This window comes from Nocardia sp. NPDC004573 (assembly GCF_053602135.1).
This window is the reverse complement of sequence record NZ_JBSGDA010000008.1, coordinates 81,016-97,763: the sequence shown is the minus strand read 5'-3', so window position 1 is coordinate 97,763 and position 16,748 is coordinate 81,016. Positions and strand designations below refer to the sequence as shown.

The window sequence follows — 16,748 nt, the reverse complement described above, 5'->3', positions numbered from 1 at the left end:
GGCGTTTCCGTAATCCGTTCGGTAGGCGCAGGTCAAGAGCGTGCGGGCGGAAGCGGGACGGCCGCGGGTCGCAGTGCCTGCGCACCATCGGGCGCGCCGGTCGAGGCTGCGGCGGTTGCCGCTTCCTCCGAGAGCACGGTCTCTGTCTCGTCATTGACTTCGAGTTCCGCTGGGAGCACGCGCATTCCGATCACGGGTGAGCACGCGAAGACGATCAGAGTCGAGGCCGGGAAGGCCGCGGCGATCAACAGCGTCGTCGCGGCCGAGAGGTGGCTCGCCGCCAGGCCGCCGGCGAGCGCGCCGATCGGAACGATGCCCAGGGTCGCGAACCGCCGGGAAGCGCTGACACGGCCGAGCAGCCGATGCGGTGTCAGGCGAGCGTGCATCCCGGAAGTATTCACACTGATGACGACCAGGAGGAACGACAGCAGGAACACCGCGGCGGCGTACGAGATCCAAGCCGGGACCGGAAGATGTGGCGCGAGCGCCGGCGCGGCCAGCGCGGCTGCCATGGCGAAATAGCCGGTCACCTGCGTGCGGATCTCGCCCAGTGCCCGTCCGATGTGCTGGCCGACCAGCGATCCGACGAAGCCTCCTGTCGAACCGAGCGCGAGGGCGTACCCGTACTGGCCGGCGGAGAGTCCGCATTCACGCAACACGTAGACCGCGATCACCGCGTTGTACATACCCGCGCCGAAGTTCAGCAGCACTCCGGCTGTGACCGTCGCGCGCAGGATGCGGTGTCCCGCGACGTACCGGAGACCTTCGCGCACAGCCGTGCCGAATCCGGCCGGTTCGCTCGCGCCGGTCTTGTCCGAGCGGCCTTCGGTGATCCGCCAGACGAACAGCGTGGAGACGAGGCTGACGGCCCCCGCGACCAGGAACGCCACCGCCGCGGAGGTGGCGGCGATCAACTTTCCGGCGGCGGCCGGAATCGTCGCGCTCGTGACGGTGTCCACGGATTGCAGGCGAGCCGACGCATCCGAAACCCGTTTGCGTCCCACCAGGCTCGGCAGGATCGCGGTGTGTGCCACGTCGAAGAAGACGTTGGCCGTACTGACCACCGCTCCCACCAGCATCAGCTGCCAGATCGCGAGCACACCGAGGAAGTAGGCGAGTGGGATGCACATGACAGCGGCCAACCGGACCAGATCCGAGACGAGCAGGACGCGCTTGCGGCTCCACCGGTCGACCCATACGCCGACGGGCAGCGCCACCACCAGATACGCGGCGCGGGACAGGGCGGCGATCACGCCGACTTGGAACGGGCTCGCGTGCAGGACAACGACCGATGTGACGCTCAGCGCCACCACCGTCGTGTTGGAAGAGATGTCCCCGAACGCATTCGCCACCCACAACGCCCGGAAATCCGGCTCCGCGAGTACCCCCCGCAAGCGCATCCGATGTATGCTCCACACGGGCGGGAAACTTACCGAAGTACCGTCCCTATATCCAGCGGGGAGGGGAGTAACGGGGTGGACAGGGAAATCGGTGCGACTGTCGTGTTGCCGACGATGCTACGGCCACATGCGGCAGGTAATTCGAAAGTGTTGTGCAGCGGCTCGACTGTCGGGGAAGTTCTGGACTCGCTGATTCGTCAACATCCCGCTTTGAAGACGCGTATCACGACGGGGGAAAACGACATCCGGCGTTTCGTCAACGTGTACGTGGAAGATGAAGACGCGCGCGCGCTCGGTGGTGTGGCCGCTCCGATTCGGCCCGGAGCGACGGTAACCATCTTGTGCGCGGTAGCCGGTGGTTGACATTCGGCCGGCCGATAATGCGCGAATATTTTGCGATCCTGTTGCTGATCGGAATTACCGGGCACATCGCCTATTACGTCGTTCGTGACGGACCGGGCCATCTACGTTCGACATTCGCACCGGCATTGGGGGTGCGGATACCTTCCCCCCTGAACAGCGTCTGCCACGTCGTTGCTCCTGTAGTGCTCTTCGGGGCGGTGTGGGTGGGAACAGTTCCGGCCTCTATCGCGGCCGTGCTGGTGTTCACTGCGTGGCTGATGTGTCAGCCGCACCGGCTTTCGAACCACTTGGCGTTGTCCTGGATGGCATTGACCTCGCTGATCTTCGCCGCGTCCGAGCCCGCCACGGCGATGCGGTGGCTGCTGGCGATCCTGTATCTCTCGGCAGCGGCGATCAAAGTCAACCGAGAGTTCTTGTCAGCCGAGGTGAGTGCGGCCAAATTCATGCTGCGCAGGTATGCCGCCCGGATGGGCTTCGCGGCCCCCGAGCCGGTCGTGCGGATTGCTCCGTGGATAGCCGTGCTGAGCGAGACCGGGATCGGTGTTCTCGTTCTCACGCCGGGTGGACTCTGGCCGGCCTTCGCGCTGGCGGCTGTCGTGCATCTGGCCTTCGGCATGCTGGGGAACTTTCACTTCTCGCTGTTGGTGCTGGCTCCGTGGGCGCTGGCGCTTTCCGCGGATGGTCGCCTAGACGAGGCGGTGATCGCCGCAACGGTCGTGTCCGTGATCGCCGGTGGGCTCTGTGGCTGGTTCCTCACCTCGGCCGAGGTGTTCTCACACCGCCGCGCCGGGCGAGGGGTGAACGCGACGCTAGGAGCCGCCTACGGCGCGGTCTGCGTGGGAATAGTCGGAACGGCACATCCCTCCGCCCCGGTAGCGCACGCGGCCGCAGTGGCACCGATCGTGCTAGGAGGACTCAATTTCGGGCTTCTCCTCATCGGTGTCAAGTCCGAATGGGCGTTCTCGATGTTCTCGAACACGCGTCCCTTCTGGACCGGTCGGATAGCGGGAGTTCCGGTTCCCTGGCGCGAAACTTACTTTCACGTGATCGTGCCGTCCGACGTGATCGCCTCGATCGAAACTCCGGCCCATCTTCGCAGCAAGATCTCGGACCGAACTTCGGTCTTCAGCGCTGCGATGGCGGCAGAGTTGCAGAGGCTGGCTCCTGGGCGCATTGTCGTGCGGCGTGCGCGGCTCGACAGGGATCGAATGCTGTTCGTTCCGGATGACCCCGGCGCTGCCGATCTTCCGAAACGGGGGATTTTTCGACACCCCCCGATCCTGTCGCGTGATCTGCGTCTTCCCTACTATGGTTGACAGTCACGCCATCGGCGCTCCGCCAGCTCATAATTAGACCAGTAGTCCATCTCTCCGATTCGTTCGTGGCCCATCTCGTTGTGGATCATTCGCACGGTGATGTTGGGGCTTGTGTCGGCATGCGCGAGCAGGGGCCTCACATGTTCCAGAAGGTGATACGTATCTTTGTTGTTCACCATGACATGTATTCGGGAGAGGCTGGGCACGGGATGCTGTTCCAGTAATCGGTCCAATCGCTCCGGTGGTGCTGTATGCGCCAGTCGAGAGTACGGCGCGAATTCCGGCCAGTAATAGAACGTCGTGGGGTCGTTCTGTGGCGCGACGGCGATGGTGAGGGAGGGGCCGGTCCACCGCAAGGCGTTGCGAATTGCCGCGTAGGCGCCGGCGGAGGAGCCGTGCCACACCACACCTCGCAGGTCGTCGTCCCGGATCAGCGAATCGGCCAAATCTGTGACAACGGGCCAGAATTTGTCGTCGCCGAGCAGATGCCAGCCGATCGAGCAGTCGGTCGAGTACAGCAGAATCGGGTCGCAGAGGAAAACGCACACCGCACCGAGCCTGCGTGAGCTGCCTTGGCGGTAGAAGACCGGAGGGTTGTACTTCTCCCGCTTGGCCTGACCGTGGACAAAAATATGCAAGTAGCGGTCGCGAATCGCGGCGGGCCTGCGGATCAGAAAGCGCAGCTCGTACCCTTCCGGTGTCCGTGCCGCTACCTCGTGCAGACGCGAGCTACCGGTGATGTGCTGTTCGGTCGATTCGCGCACCACCCGGACATCGGTTCCGGGCCGGGTGGGCAGGACGCCGCTCATCGCGGGACATGTCCCCGGGCGCTGTAGACCAGGCCCGGCGCGAAGGCTCGCACCACGGAGAAGACATCGGGATGTGTGGACAGATCGATCCAGATCGGTTCACGACCGGTATGTGCGGAGATGCGCTCCGCTACGGCGGCGCGCTCGTCCGCGAAGGAATCCTCGTGCAGACCTTCCTCGCCCACGGCTTCGGCCCAGGGTATTCCGCTCGCGTCGAGCGCGGGTACCGGAGGACGCGCGTCGATTGCGGGAGCTCCGTCGGAGGGTATGTCGTCTCTGGTGCCGACGATCTCGGTCAGTCGGGACTGCACTGCTTCCGTCACCGCACGCGACAGTGCTACCGCGGGATCGGAGTGCGCGCCGGAGCCGGCGCAGGTGAGCGCGAAATCCTCCGACCATATGAAGGCCACGGCGGTGGGTACCCGGAAAGGATTGGGCACCATCGCTGTTTCGAACTGGACACCGGCGCGGCGCAACTTCTCGAACAGCTCTTGGCAGTGGTCGCTGTCGACCGTGGACACGTCGATCACTCGGCGGCAGTCGGCCGTCACCGATGACAGCGACGATACGGTGTCTCGTTCGATCAACTCGTACAGCGCATGCAGCAAGGCCTCGTCCCGGGTGTTTCCGGAGGCCAGGCCGGTACTGCTGGTGCGGAAGACTCCCGGACGCCAGTCGTAACCGTTGCCGAACGTCAGATCGACGAGCCCACGCGGAACCATGCTCGGCGTGGCGCTGACCAGCGTTGTCGCGTGGTACCACTGGAGATCGAGTTGCCGGACGACGTGCGCGTCCACGCGGAGCTGCAGGTCGGCGACGTCGTAGGTCATTGCCAGCTCATCGGCACGAGCCGAGAACGCCTCTGCCGCAGGGCGTTCGGCGTGGTCCAGTTCGATGCATTCCATCACTGCCGAGAGACGCGCGAGCAGCGGAGTCGAACCCTTGCCCTGCGAGACGACGAGGGTCTCCGACCGCGGCCTGGTCGCCATGACGACCGGTATTCCGATGCAATCGAAGTGTGTCACGTCGGCCACTCGAGTGATGCCGAACTCCGGCAGCAACGGGGCGATCGACTCCCATGTCTGCTCGGGCTCCCGTGCCCGGTAGGTGCCGTGGAGGTCCACGCGGGTATCAGGCACGGAGACCTGCCTCGTTGCGTTCGGCGGCGACATCCCGCAGATAGCCGACGATGAACAGAGCGAGCGCCTCCACCGCGTCGTGCTCGGAACGAAGGCCGCGGCGTGCGTATTCGGTTGTCAGACCCTCCACCGGAACGTTCCACAGCGCGCTCAGCACCGATCGCCCGACCGACCGATGCAGCGCTCGCGGGTCGACCGCGGCATGCTGCGCCGTGAACGAGGAATGGGCCGCGCGGTACGCGGCCACCGCCGCCCGATCGTGTTCTGTCTCATCGGCCAGAAGCACCGCGCGATGCGCCGGGTTCGCCACATCGAACCTGGGGGAGAAGACGACAGCCGGGTCGAGCGCGCTCGCACCGAGCCGTTGGATGCGTTCTCCGAGCGCGACGCCTACTGTCCCGTCCGCCGGTTCGAGCGAACTGTAGGTCAGGAATTCCCGCCACACCCGGGGGAAATCCGGATGGAAGATCTGCTGATATCGCACCCGATCCAGATAGCGGATGCCCGGGCCGGCCGGATCCTCGATGAAGAAGTTGCGCCAGTCACGGTAGAACGATGTGATCCAGTCGCGCGGCACGGGCCGGACGGCCGCAGGCGCGCCTTCGCAGGCGAGTAGGGCCGCCACCGCATCCCGCTTCTTGACGTCGCCGAACTCTGGGTCGTCATCGAGGCGACGGCCGAGCCAGCGGGCGAGTTCGTCGAATCCGGCGGCGGTCAGCACCCGCACCATGTGACCCACAGTCCGTTCGGCGTAGTAGATATCGCGAATCGCGGCCAAGGCGGGTTCCGCGTCCTCGGGTGGCATGATGCGCTCGGCCACCGCTGATGCGAGCATGGCCCGGGCATTGACCAGCGGAACCGTCTGCGCTCGCTGGTCGCCGTCGGGCGCGTGCACGACCGCTACCTCGGCATCGTCCCAGATCGTCCCGTCTCGATAGGCTGCGAAAACCTCGCCGTATCCGATCATCCCCACCGGCTCCAGATCTGCCGCCCGCAAAGCCCCTATGCTCGCGGTGCCGGCTACGACGACGCCGCCGTCCAGTGCGCCGATGATTTCCTTGTGCCGGATGGTCGCAGAGTGATGAAAAAGCCCGTCGACGATCAAAACGATATCCCCGGAACGAATCGACGAATCGAATAAATCGCCGTGCGCGATCGGGCCTTTGATTCGGGCGCGCGGTGCTATTTCGAGAACTTCCGCGGGACTGATCGTCGGTCCTGTGAATACATGCAGCGTCCGCATGTGCATCGGAACCCGTCAACGGGGGCAGGATTCCGCCCCCGTTGACGCTGTTTCCCTAGTCCGCAGTGTCCGCGTCGGACACCGCAACCGGCCGACGGAGCTCGAGAGCGAACAGCTTCTCGAACTGATCCGAAGTCAATTCCGTCGCCAGGCTGACGATATTGCCGTTCTCCGAGCCGCGAACAGGCGAAATATCGGTTGGTGCGGTCATTGCATTCCCTCCCTGAGAACGGAGCGAACTCCCCGCCCCGTATAGGAGAAGTTACTGTGGAGCGATGTAGCGGTCAACCCCCGTTTTCGGAGAGAGCATCGAAACGCACTGTCATATGCGCGTTTTCAGGCGTCTCCTACTCCGCCTCGTAGCGCAGCGCGTTCTCCGAGCGGCAGATCTCTTCGATGCCGGAGACGATGTCGCGCAGCAGTTCCGAGGGCAGTGCGGCCGGGCGCAGGCGGCAGGTGAAGGTGATCAGGCCGTGGTCCTCGGGCGGCAGGCCGCGGGCGGCGGATTCCGCGCGCAAGTAGCGCGAGCGCACGCCGTAGGTCATCGCGGAGATGACAGTGAAGCAGCCCGTGCGTTCCCGGTGCCCCGAGAACAGATCGTGCAGGCGGTAGAACACCGACGAATAGCTCGACAGCGGCGCGAAAACGCCCACCCGGTAGGCGGGACCGCGCTCCGACGAGCTGAGCGCTGTATCGGCCAGATACTCGGCATCGCGCAGGGTCTGGACCTTCGGCGCGAACAGCACCGCGCCCGCCGCCGCGTTGCGCACCGGCATGCCCGCTTTACCGGGCGCGGCGGAGGCGATGGCGCCCAGCGATTTCCGGGCCCGCGACCCGACCTCGCGGCGGGCGCGCAGTCCTCGGGTGGGCGCGGTGGGGTAGAGGCTCGACCACTGACCGAAGCGCACGGTGCCCAGTTGCACATGGCCCGTACCGACCGGACGCGCCACCTTCAGCGGCGCCGTGTCGACCCAGCGGCCCACCTGCAGTTCGGCGTTGCCTGGCCGCGCGATCTCCGCGTGGGCGTGCTCGACGAACGAGTCGAAGTCGAGGAACCGGTCGGCGTGGGTGGTCAGCCAGGTGTGGTCCTTGTCGACCTCGATCGCATCCAAAGTGAGCGCGGTGATGATGCCCGCCCGGCCACCCGCGCCCAGGATGCGCTGGAACCGCTCGGTGTGGTGGGTGCGCCCGCAGGTGCCGATGCGCCCGTCGGTGTCCACGTACTCCAGATCGACGATCTGGTCGATGAACAGGCCGTGCTTGTGCGAGGCCGCGCTGACGCCGCCGACCGAGGCGAAGCCGCCCGCGGTGATGTCGCGGTGGTCCCCGACGACGGGCAGGCCGAGGCCGTGTGCGCCGAGCCTGCGGTCGACGTCGGAGAGCTTGGCGCCCGCTTGCACCCGGACGGTGCGACGGCCCAGATTGATGTCCAGCACCTGATTCATCCGGCGCAGCGATACCACGGTCGGCTGCGCGGGCAGCGTGAGCCCCTCGTCGAGCAGCTCGCCGCCGCGCACCATCAGCCGTTCCGTTCGCCCTCGGGAATCCCGCACCGTGCGAACGACATCGGCGGTATCGCGGGGGAGGTATTCCTCGGCGTTGGAGACAGTGTGCGGCGTGCTCATGGCAGAAAAGCTAACCACAGCGCGGCCCCCGCCGCTCCCCCGAAGTCGGGTGTCATCGCGACGCGGGCGCAAGGCTCTTGCTGAACAGGACGGATCCGGCGGCATCGCACAGATCGACAGTCAGTTCCCCGGATTTTCCGTCGATGCGCACCTCGCCGAAATGCTGGAAGGCGTCCAAGGGCGAGCTGTTCTGCACCGGCGGCGCGTGCACGTAGACCGCCTCCGGGCCGAACGTGCCGTCGAGCCGGTTCGGGCCGAACGCCCCCGCGTTCAGCGGACCCGAGACGAACTCCCAGAACTCGTCGAAATCGGTGAAGGCCGCGCGCTCCGGCGAATAGCGGTGCGCCGCCGTGTAGTGCACGTCGGCGGTGAGCCAGACGACGTCGGTCACCTTGTTCGCCCGGATCGACGACAGCACCTGGGCGATCTCGTGTTCCCGACCCGACGGCGCGCCCGGATCGCCGTTGGCGGGGCCCTCGTAGGCGGTGGTGTTCTTCTGCTCGCCGTCCGGGACGATCAGGCCCAGCGGCAGGTCGTTGGCGATGATCTTCCACGTGGCGGTGGATGCGCGCAGGCTGTCGATGAGCCACTTCGTCTGTGCCGGACCGAGAATATGACCGTCGGATCCGTTGTTGGCGTTGTTGGTGTCCTTGTTCGCGCGCATGTCGAGCACGAAGACGTCGAGCAGCGGTCCGTAGGCGATCTTGCGATACAGTCTGCCGTCCACCGCTTCCCTCGGCTCCAGCGGCATCCATTCGTGGAAGGCCTGCCAGGAGCGGGTGGCGAGGGTGTCCATGCGGCGTTCGGTGTAGCCCTTGGCTTCGGCGACCAGCCCGCCCGGGTACCAGTTGTTCACCGTCTCGTGGTCGTCCCACTGCACCACTTGGGCGACCGAGCTGTTGAAGCGGCGGTAGTTCCCGTCGGTCAGGTTGTAGGCGTAGTTGCCGCGGAACTGATCCAGGGTCTGTGCGACGGCGCTCTTCGCCTCGCTCACGACATTGCGCCAGATCCGGCCGTCGGGCAGGGTGACCGACTGCTGCAACGGTCCGTCGGCGTAGATCGAGTCGCCGGAGTGCAGGAACAGGTGGGGGTCGCGGGCGGCCATCGTGGCGAAGATCTTCATGCCGCCCAGTTCGGGGTTGATACCGTAGCCCTGACCCGCGACGTCGCCGGACCACTGGAGCCGGATGTCCGCCGCGGCGGTGGGGGCGGTGCGGAAGAGACCGGTGACCGGTTCGGAGGTGGCGCCGTCCTCGTCGCGCAGCGTCACCCGGTAGTGCACCTGCAGGCCCGCGGGCAGGCCGTTGACCCGCACGCGGCCGGTGCCGTCGGAATCCGGGGTGAGCAGCGGACCGGTGAAACGCCTGGCATCGGTGAACGATTCCGTGGCAGCTGTTTCCACGATCAAGGTGGCGGGGCGATCGGAGCGGGCCCAGATCAACGCACCGTCGGGGCGTGGATCACCCACCGCCACACCGTGCGTGAGCACCGGTCGCGGCCGGACCAGCGCCGGGCCGCTGTCCGGGGAGCACGCCGCCGCCGGGGCCGCCACCAGTCCGAGCGCGGAAGCGCGCAAGACGGTGCGCCGGGATGGTCCTGAGGCCGAGCCGCTCATGAGGCAACCCTGCCGCAACTACCTCAACGCCACGTGAACAGGCCGGGTCCGGGCGGCCAACAAGCTCAGTGCGCCAAGCGCTCCAGCCGGTGGTGCAGTTCGCCCGCCCAGTCCACGCCGTCCAGATGCTGGTAGTCCACCCAGAGCGCGTCGAAGACATCGCGGCCTTCGGAGATCCAACCGCCGCGCTTGTCCGCCTCCAAGACCACGCTCATGCCGGTCTCGGTGGGGACGAACGTCACCTCGAGCTGGTTCAGGCGCGGGTAGCGCGGCGCACCGGCGAATTCGATCTCCTGGTAGAACGGCAGCGTCTGCGGGGTGTTGTGCACCCGGCCCGATTCCACGTCCGCGCTGCGCAGGTGAAAACCCAAGCGCTCGACGGCTTCCAGCACGACGTGCTGCGCCGGCAGTGCGCCGACGCCGATCGGGTCGGTGTCGGCGGCGTCCACCGCGCCGTGGATCTCCACGATCGTGCGCAGCGAGACCACCGTCCCGGGCAGGTGCCTGCCGTTGTAGAACGTGATCGGCGTTTCCATCGGCGCGCGGGCCGCGAAGCGGAATTCCGGCACCGCACCCGCGGGCAGGTGCAACGGTCCGTGCACCCCGGTACGGCCGAAGGGGATGTCCCGCACGCCTTCGTGATCCTCGTACTCCTGCTCGGCCCTGGTGACGAACTCGACGGCGACATGGGCGATGTCCTGAGCCACCGCCCCGCCTCGCAACCGGATCACGCCCTGCACCGTGCCCCCGGGCTGCACGCCCGGCGTGAACAACTCGGTCTCCACTTCGGCCCCACCGACCCCGGCCGCCGCCAGCAACTTCTTGAACATGCTCGTACTTTCGCCGCGTCGCCTTACCGAAGACTTGTCATCACCTTGTCGCTCCGGACGACTCGGCCGAGTCTATGGCACCGGCGGACGCGGCAGCGCCGGCGCGGTTGGTCCTGACGTCGATCGAGTCGCGGCGACGAAGGCGGCGCAAGCAGCGGAATCTTCATCGCCCAAGGATTTCCGCGCTGCTGTCGGTATCGACGGCCTACGGGCGGTCTGTCGGATAGCGGCGGATATCGGAGCGGACGTGACGCCACCGGCGAGCGCCACGGGACGATCGAACTCGGCCATCGCGCTGACTGCGGCGGCGCTGACGGACCGGTCGTGCGGCGTTCGGATCACGGCGCGCCGCCGATCGAGCGCATCCCCGCCGACATGCGTGACACCCGAGCGGAATCCGATCGCGTCTGGCGCCTGTGCGCAGGTCGGCCTCGGATCCGGATGCCTCAGATCTTCGTCCGAACGGTCGACGGTTGCGCCCAGCCCTCCCGTGCGGACGTGAGGGTGGCTCAGCCCGCGGCGGTGTCCGGGATGCGGACGGAAGCGGTATCGGAGCGGCTGCCGCTGGGGACGCCCTTCTTCAGGCTGTGGGCATAGACGTCGACGTATTCCTGGCCGGTGAGCCGCATGAGCTCGTACATGACCTCGTCGGTGACGGCGCGCTCGACGAAGCGGTTGCCGCCCATGCCCTCGTAACGGGAGAAGTCGATGGGCTCGCCGAACTTGACGGTCACCTTCCTGCGGCGCCAGCGGAAAGGTCCGGGCGGGCTCACCGCGTCGGTGCCGATGACGGCGACCGGGATGACGGGGACGCCGGTTTCCAGCGCCAAGCGGGCCAAGCCGGTCTTGCCCTTGTACAGGCGGCCGTCGGGGGAGCGGGTGCCCTCCGGGTAGAGGCCGACCAAGCGGCCCTGATCGAGCAGCTTGCGGGCGGCGTTGAGCGCGTCCTCGGCGGCGTCTGCGCCGCTGCGGTCGATCGGGTACTGCCCCGTGGCGCTGAAGAAGAACTTCTGGAACCGGCCCTTGATGCCCGGAGTGGTGAAGTACTCGGCCTTGGCGAGGTAGTTGATCCGCCGCGGGCTCAGCAACGGAGCGAACAGCCAGTCGGCGAAGGAGAGGTGATTACCCGCCATGATGGCCGGCCCGTCCGCCGGAATGTTCTCCACACCCTCGACCGTAGGCCGATTGTAGAGATGGATGAACGGTCCCAGCAGCACGAACTTCAGCAGCCAGTAGAACATGACGTCCTTCCCCCGGGACCGGGATAGTTGCGGGCACCTGCTTCAATTGCCGACTTTACCGCTGGTGCAAGATCACATCCAACCGCGGCGGCGAATCTCACCACACTTCGGCCCCGACGCCGACCGATGGCGGCGATCGGCGTGTCGCGGCAGGCCACGAGGGTCGTGGCCGGTGCCGTCACCGGCTGGTCCGTGCCACGCGCGCGGACTTGCGCGCGCCGGAGGACAGTGCGGCCCTGGCGAGATCGGCGGCGCCGATCATGCCCGCGGCCTCGCCGAGCTGGGTGGTCCGGATGCGGGCCAGCGGCCGGTGTCCCGCACCCGTGATCGCGCGCGCGTACTCCTCGCGCGCCTCGTCCAGGAACAGCGGCGCCGAACTGCTGACCCCGCCCGCGATGACCACCAGGTCCGGATCGAAGATGTCGCTGACGAACGCCAGTCCGAGCCCGAGCCAGCGCGCGAAGTCGGCCATCACCCGCGACGCGAGCGGGTCGCCGTCCTGCGCCGCGCCCGCGACCCGCCGTCCGGTCAGCGAGCCCGGATCGCGCGCCACGTCCCTGGCCAGCACGGAGTGCACCGTGTCGCTGGCCAGCATCTCGATCGCGGTCTCGGCCAGCGCGGTTCCGCTGCAGTAGCGCTCCCAGCACCCGTGTTTGCCGCACGGGCAGGGCCGCCCCTGCGGAACGACTTGCAGATGACCCAGTTCCGGCGCGACGCCGTGCGTGCCCCGGTAGAGCCGGCCGTCGATGAGCAGGGCGGCGCCGATCCCGGTGCCGATCGCGACCAGCACCACGTTGTGCCCGCCCGCGGCGGCGCCGAACCGGTATTCGGCCCACATCGCCGCGTTGGCGTCGTGTTCCAGGATCACCGGCAGGTCCAGCCGCTCGGTGAGCCGCTGCGCGACCGGCGCGTCCTGCCACGGCAGGTGCGGGGCGAACCGGACGGTGGAGCGATCGCCGTTGATGAAACCGGCCACCGCGAGGCCGACCGCGGAGATGGCATGCCGACCGGACAGGTCGCGCACGGCCCGGTCCAGCGCGTCCTCCAAGGCCCGGGCCGAATGCGGCGTCGGCGCCTGGACCGTGTCCAGCACCTCGCCGCTGTCATCGATCACGGACGCCCGAATGTTGGTGCCGCCGACGTCTATTCCGACGGTCAGCGGTCGTGTGCCGGCCATCTGATGCGTCATACCTTGATCGTCACGGGAATGTCGACGTAGCGCGGGCCGTCGCCGTCCTCGGGTGGACCGTGGCGATGCGGCGCACCGGTTTCCGGGTCGGCGTCGGTGGGCATGACGGGGTCGACCGGCACCCCCGCCAGCGCCTCGCGCAGCACGGTGACGATCGCGGTGCCGTGGTCGGCGATCGCGGCCAGCACGTCGTGGTGCTCCCCGCGCACCAGCGCCGCGGCCGCGCACACCGGGCACCAGCTGCAGCTCGCCCACTCGGCCTGCCCGTCGGCGGCGCGCCGCAGCACCGGTTCCACCCGTTCCAGCACCGCCTCGGCGAGCAGTTTCAACTCCTCGGCGAACTCGCCGAGACCGTCCGGCGCGGTGTGGCCGGTTCCGTCGCCGTGCGGCTCCTGCGGATCACCGGTCATGGTCGTGACTTTCGGACGTGTGCGCCCAGATCCGCGGATCGGGCCGGAACCGGACCACCAGGTACTCGTCCGCGAGTTCGGCGCCGTCGACCGTGCACCGCCGCAATACCGGCGCCAGGCGCACCCGGCGCCGGACCCCGTCCGCTCCCACGATCAAATCGTCCTCCACTCGGCCAAGGCGCAACGTGGCGGCGTCGACCACCGGCAAGTGCATGCGCAGCGCGTACACCGACTGCAATCCGGTGCCGGATTCCCGGAGAACCAGCGGTTCGCCGGAACTCGCGTCGACCTCCGTCTGATTGTCGCTCAGCATAAGCGCAGCGTCGCCGGTGTCGCCCGCCGACTCCATCGCGCGCGACAGCGCGGCCAGCGAGTTCAGCCCGATCGGCTCGGGCCCGGCATGCGGCGCGATCACCACCGGGATACCCCGCATCCTGCTCCGCAACGCGCCGATGACATCCGATTGCTCGCCGCGCCGGTTCGAATACCACTGCACCGCCGGATGTTCGGCTCCGCCGGGCGCGGTGGGCGCCGGAAGGTCGGGCAGTACCTTGTTCACCACCACGGCATCCAGCCGCAGGCCGAGCAGCGTCGCGGCCGAACGCACCCGCTCCGATTCGGCCACCGCGACCCGCTCGGCCACGGTGATCAGCCGTGCGCCGGTACGCCGGTGGTCGGCGAGCAGATCGCGAACCTCCGTGACCGCCTTGACGATCCGTTCGACCGTCGCCGCCAGCACGGCGCGGTGCAGGTCGGTGCCGGTGGCACTCATCGCGCGCTCGTGCGGCGGCCAGATCCGTTCCAGGTAACCGAGCAAGGTGCCGGGCGCGGTGACCAGGCGCAGCATGTCCGCCGAGGGCGGGCAGTCGACGACGATGAGATCCCAGTCGTCGTCGGCGGCGAACTGGGTGATCTCCACCAGCATCAGCAGTTCCTGCACGCCGGGCAGACCGGTCAGCTCGGCCGGATCCAGCGCGGCGAGATCGAGGCCGTGCCGGTGCCCGCGGCCGGTCGAGAGCAACCGCGCCACGTCGCGGAAACGGTCCTCGAGCAGCGCCAGCGAATCGATCTCGATCACGTCCAAGCCGGGCTGCACGGTGGCGACACCGGTGACGGTGCCCGGGTCGTGCGGGAAACGGAAGCCGAGCGCGTCACCCAGCGAGTGCGCCTGATCGAGTGAGGCGATCAGCACGCGACGGCCCGACCTGGCCTCGGCCACGGCGGTGGCGCAGGCGAGCGTGGTCTTGCCCACCCCGCCCTTGCCGATGAACAGTTCGACCCGGGTCTTGTGCGCGGTCAGCCTTCGACCCGTTTCTTCAGTTCCTTCAGCGCGGTGTCGGTGATCACTTTCTCGGCCTTGCGCTTGAACATGCCGATCATGGGGATGTTCAGATCCACGGTCAGCGTGTAGACCACCTCGGTGCCCCCGTCGGGCCGATCGATCAGCTCGTAGGTGCCGTTCTGCGCCTTCTGCAACTCGCCGCTGAGCAGCCGCCAGCTGACCGCCTTGCGGTCGGCGCGCCAGTCGTAGGACAACACATAGGTGTCCTTGACGACCCCCGCGTCCAGCACGAACCGCGCGGTCTCGGCCAAACCGTCCGGCCCCACCTCCAGCACCTCCACCGACTTCGCCGCCGACACCCACTCCGGGTAGGACTCCAGATCGGCGATGACGGACATCACCTGCTGCGACGGGGCCGCGATGACGATCGATCTCTGGGTCCTGTCGGCCATGCGGACAGCGATTCCTTTCAGCGTCGGTGCTGGTAGATCAAGACTGGGGCGCGGGAGCGACACCGGCCGCGCGACCCGCCTCCAGCCGGGACTTCAGCTCGAAGGACATGCTCTTGCCCGCGACCCGGCGTGCGCGGTTGGCGGCGGCCAGTTTGCCCACCGGCAGCGCGGGCTGCGGCTCGGCGTGCAGGAAATAGTGCAGGATCACTCCGTCGAGCGAGGGCTCCAGCCACACTTCCATGGTTCCGGTCAGCGCCCCGGCCACCGACCAGCGGATTCCCTTCTCACCCCGGTCCTCCCGGACCTCCAGGTCCAGGTCCGGCCACCACCGGCGCCACTGGTTCGGCGCGGACAGCAAGTCGGCCACGGCGGCCCCCGATGCGGCGACGAAGGTCTGATCTGCGACCTGGATACTGCTCACTCCGCTGAGCGTAGTAGATGCGACGCGGATCACCGCAGCAGCTGTCGCAGGCGCGCGCCCAGGCTGTCCCAGCGCCACTGCTGCTCCACGAACGCGCGCCCCGCCGCGCCCATCCGCGCGGCCGCCTCCCGATCCGACAGGATCTCCACCAGCGCGTCGGCGATCTGCTGCACGGAACGGCCGTCCACGACCCGCCCGGTCTTGCCCTCGATCACGGTCTCCGGGGCGCCACCGGAATTGCCCGCCACCACCGGAACGCCGGACGCGGACGCCTCCAGGTAGACGATGCCCAGGCCCTCCACGTCCAGGCCCGCGCCCCTGGTCCGGCAAGGCATCGCGAACACGTCCGCCAGCGTGTGATGCGCGGCCAGCTCACCGGACGGGACGCGGCCGGTGAACACCACGTCGTCGGTGACGCCCATGGCGACCGCGAGAGCGCGCAACTTCTCCTCGAAGGGGCCGCCACCCGCGATCACCAGGACCGCGCCCGGCACCCGCTCCCGGATATCCCGCATCGCCACGATCAGCGCATCCTGTCCTTTGCGCGGCACCAGTCGCGACAGGCACAAGATGGTCGGGCGATCCCCCAGACCGTAACGCGCGCGCAGCTCGGCCCGCGCCGCCGGATCCGGACGGAACACCTCGGTGTCCACGCCCGGCGGCAGGTATTCCAGCGCCGCATCCGCTCCGAACGCGGATGCGAAACGGCGGCGGGTGTAGCGGCTGACGTAGGTGACCACGTCGGCGTGCTCGCCGATGACCCGCAGCGCCTGCCTGGCGCCGGGCAACATCGACCAGCCCACCTCGTGGCCGTGGGTGCTGGCCAGAATGCGCTCGGCGCCCGCGCGTCGCAGTGCGGGCGACATCAGCGCCAGCGGCGCCGCCGCCCCGAACCACACCGTGTCGCACTTCTCGCTCCGCAGCAGTCGCGCGGCGCGGCGCAGCACCAGCGGCGTCGGCAGCATCAGCGTCGTCGGATGGCGAATCACCTGGAACTTCTGCTCGGCGTCGAACTTCAGATGGCTGTCGCCACGCCAGCGCGGAGCGTAGACCACCAGGTCATCCGGCGGCAGCTCACCGGCCAAAGCCTGCAGATAGGACTGGATACCGCCCGGCCGCGGCGGGAAATCATTGGTAACCAGCAAAGTTCGGGCCATGCGCAACAAAATACTGTGTTTGTTTTGCCGCGCCTTCGGCGCGGCGTGTTCGCGGCCCCTTGTGGCTCGCGTTCGCGCGACCGCCGCTTGCTCCTTCGTCGCGTACGCGGCGGCCGCGCGAACGCGAGCCTGATCATCTGCTCGTCCTGGGCGGGAGGGAGCTGGGTTCGGGACGCGGTGCATGGTGTGGGTGGGGCGATATTCGGTGGCGATCGTCAACGCCGCGGTCGTACGGATGCGAACTGGGGCAGCCGCG

At 67.9% G+C, this 16,748-nt stretch carries 17 protein-coding genes; 2 read left to right on the top strand and 15 right to left on the bottom strand.

Annotated elements, in window-relative coordinates; all coding sequences use genetic code 11:
• Positions 1–32: 32 nt before the first annotated feature.
• Positions 33–1,400 carry an MFS transporter gene (locus tag ACWEKR_RS15260; RefSeq protein ID WP_452354981.1) on the bottom strand — a complete coding sequence of 456 codons (1,368 nt, stop codon included), beginning with the start codon at positions 1,398–1,400 and terminating at the stop codon, positions 33–35.
• A 75-nt stretch (positions 1,401–1,475) separates the two neighbouring features.
• On the opposite strand from ACWEKR_RS15260, the gene ACWEKR_RS15255 reads away from it, so the two are divergent.
• Together ACWEKR_RS15255 and ACWEKR_RS15250 are read left to right on the top strand one after the other, a co-directional pair.
• Positions 1,476–1,763, top strand: coding sequence for a MoaD/ThiS family protein (locus ACWEKR_RS15255; protein WP_236566729.1), 288 nt, complete (start codon positions 1,476–1,478; stop codon positions 1,761–1,763).
• A 17-nt stretch (positions 1,764–1,780) separates the two neighbouring features.
• Positions 1,781–3,079: a hypothetical protein gene (locus ACWEKR_RS15250; protein ID WP_452354980.1), complete on the top strand. Its 1,299-nt coding sequence runs from the start codon at positions 1,781–1,783 to the stop codon at positions 3,077–3,079.
• Here ACWEKR_RS15250 and ACWEKR_RS15245 read toward each other — a convergent pair.
• The 14 genes from ACWEKR_RS15245 to ACWEKR_RS15180 all read right to left on the bottom strand — a co-directional run bounded on the left by ACWEKR_RS15245 (position 3,070) and on the right by ACWEKR_RS15180 (position 16,492).
• The gene (locus tag ACWEKR_RS15245) at positions 3,070–3,846 is read right to left on the bottom strand and encodes a hypothetical protein (protein ID WP_452354979.1); all 777 of its coding nucleotides are present in this window, start codon (positions 3,844–3,846) and stop codon (positions 3,070–3,072) included. The genes ACWEKR_RS15250 and ACWEKR_RS15245 overlap by 10 nt on opposite strands.
• 38 nt (positions 3,847–3,884) lie before the next feature.
• On the bottom strand, positions 3,885–5,027 hold the full coding sequence (locus tag ACWEKR_RS15240) for a YcaO-like family protein (protein WP_452354978.1): 1,143 nt from the start codon (positions 5,025–5,027) through the stop codon (positions 3,885–3,887).
• A complete protein-coding gene (locus ACWEKR_RS15235; protein WP_452354977.1) occupies positions 5,020–6,132 on the bottom strand; it encodes a TfuA-like protein in 1,113 nt (370 codons plus the stop codon). Before ACWEKR_RS15235 ends, ACWEKR_RS15240 begins: the two co-directional genes overlap by 8 nt.
• A 193-nt stretch (positions 6,133–6,325) precedes the next feature.
• Entirely contained in the window at positions 6,326–6,481 is a 156-nt protein-coding gene (locus ACWEKR_RS15230) for a hypothetical protein (RefSeq protein WP_452354976.1), read from the bottom strand.
• 136 nt (positions 6,482–6,617) lie between these two features.
• The gene (locus tag ACWEKR_RS15225; RefSeq protein WP_452354975.1) at positions 6,618–7,895 is read right to left on the bottom strand and encodes an FAD-binding oxidoreductase; all 1,278 of its coding nucleotides are present in this window, start codon (positions 7,893–7,895) and stop codon (positions 6,618–6,620) included.
• 52 nt (positions 7,896–7,947) lie between these two features.
• Positions 7,948–9,510: an alkaline phosphatase D family protein gene (locus tag ACWEKR_RS15220; protein ID WP_452354974.1), complete on the bottom strand. Its 1,563-nt coding sequence runs from the start codon at positions 9,508–9,510 to the stop codon at positions 7,948–7,950.
• A gap of 65 nt (positions 9,511–9,575) precedes the next feature.
• Complete coding sequence (locus ACWEKR_RS15215) at positions 9,576–10,340, bottom strand: sporulation protein (protein WP_452354973.1); 765 nt, start codon at positions 10,338–10,340, stop codon at positions 9,576–9,578.
• Between the two features lie 509 nt (positions 10,341–10,849).
• Entirely contained in the window at positions 10,850–11,581 is a 732-nt protein-coding gene (locus ACWEKR_RS15210; RefSeq protein ID WP_452354972.1) for a lysophospholipid acyltransferase family protein, read from the bottom strand.
• A 178-nt stretch (positions 11,582–11,759) separates the two neighbouring features.
• Positions 11,760–12,770, bottom strand: coding sequence for an ROK family protein (locus ACWEKR_RS15205; protein ID WP_452354971.1), 1,011 nt, complete (start codon positions 12,768–12,770; stop codon positions 11,760–11,762).
• The gene (locus ACWEKR_RS15200) at positions 12,767–13,180 is read right to left on the bottom strand and encodes a hypothetical protein (protein ID WP_452354970.1); all 414 of its coding nucleotides are present in this window, start codon (positions 13,178–13,180) and stop codon (positions 12,767–12,769) included. Before ACWEKR_RS15200 ends, ACWEKR_RS15205 begins: the two co-directional genes overlap by 4 nt.
• Positions 13,170–14,453 (bottom strand): ArsA family ATPase, encoded by a 1,284-nt coding sequence (locus ACWEKR_RS15195; RefSeq protein ID WP_452355133.1) that lies wholly within the window; start codon positions 14,451–14,453, stop codon positions 13,170–13,172. The genes ACWEKR_RS15200 and ACWEKR_RS15195 overlap by 11 nt, the downstream gene beginning before the upstream one ends.
• Positions 14,454–14,476: 23 nt before the next feature.
• On the bottom strand, positions 14,477–14,914 hold the full coding sequence (locus ACWEKR_RS15190; protein WP_195090597.1) for an SRPBCC family protein: 438 nt from the start codon (positions 14,912–14,914) through the stop codon (positions 14,477–14,479).
• Positions 14,915–14,951: 37 nt separating this feature from the next.
• Complete coding sequence (locus ACWEKR_RS15185) at positions 14,952–15,335, bottom strand: polyketide cyclase / dehydrase and lipid transport (protein WP_452354969.1); 384 nt, start codon at positions 15,333–15,335, stop codon at positions 14,952–14,954.
• A 29-nt stretch (positions 15,336–15,364) separates the two neighbouring features.
• The gene (locus tag ACWEKR_RS15180; protein WP_195090601.1) at positions 15,365–16,492 is read right to left on the bottom strand and encodes a glycosyltransferase family 4 protein; all 1,128 of its coding nucleotides are present in this window, start codon (positions 16,490–16,492) and stop codon (positions 15,365–15,367) included.
• Positions 16,493–16,748 lie beyond the last annotated feature (256 nt).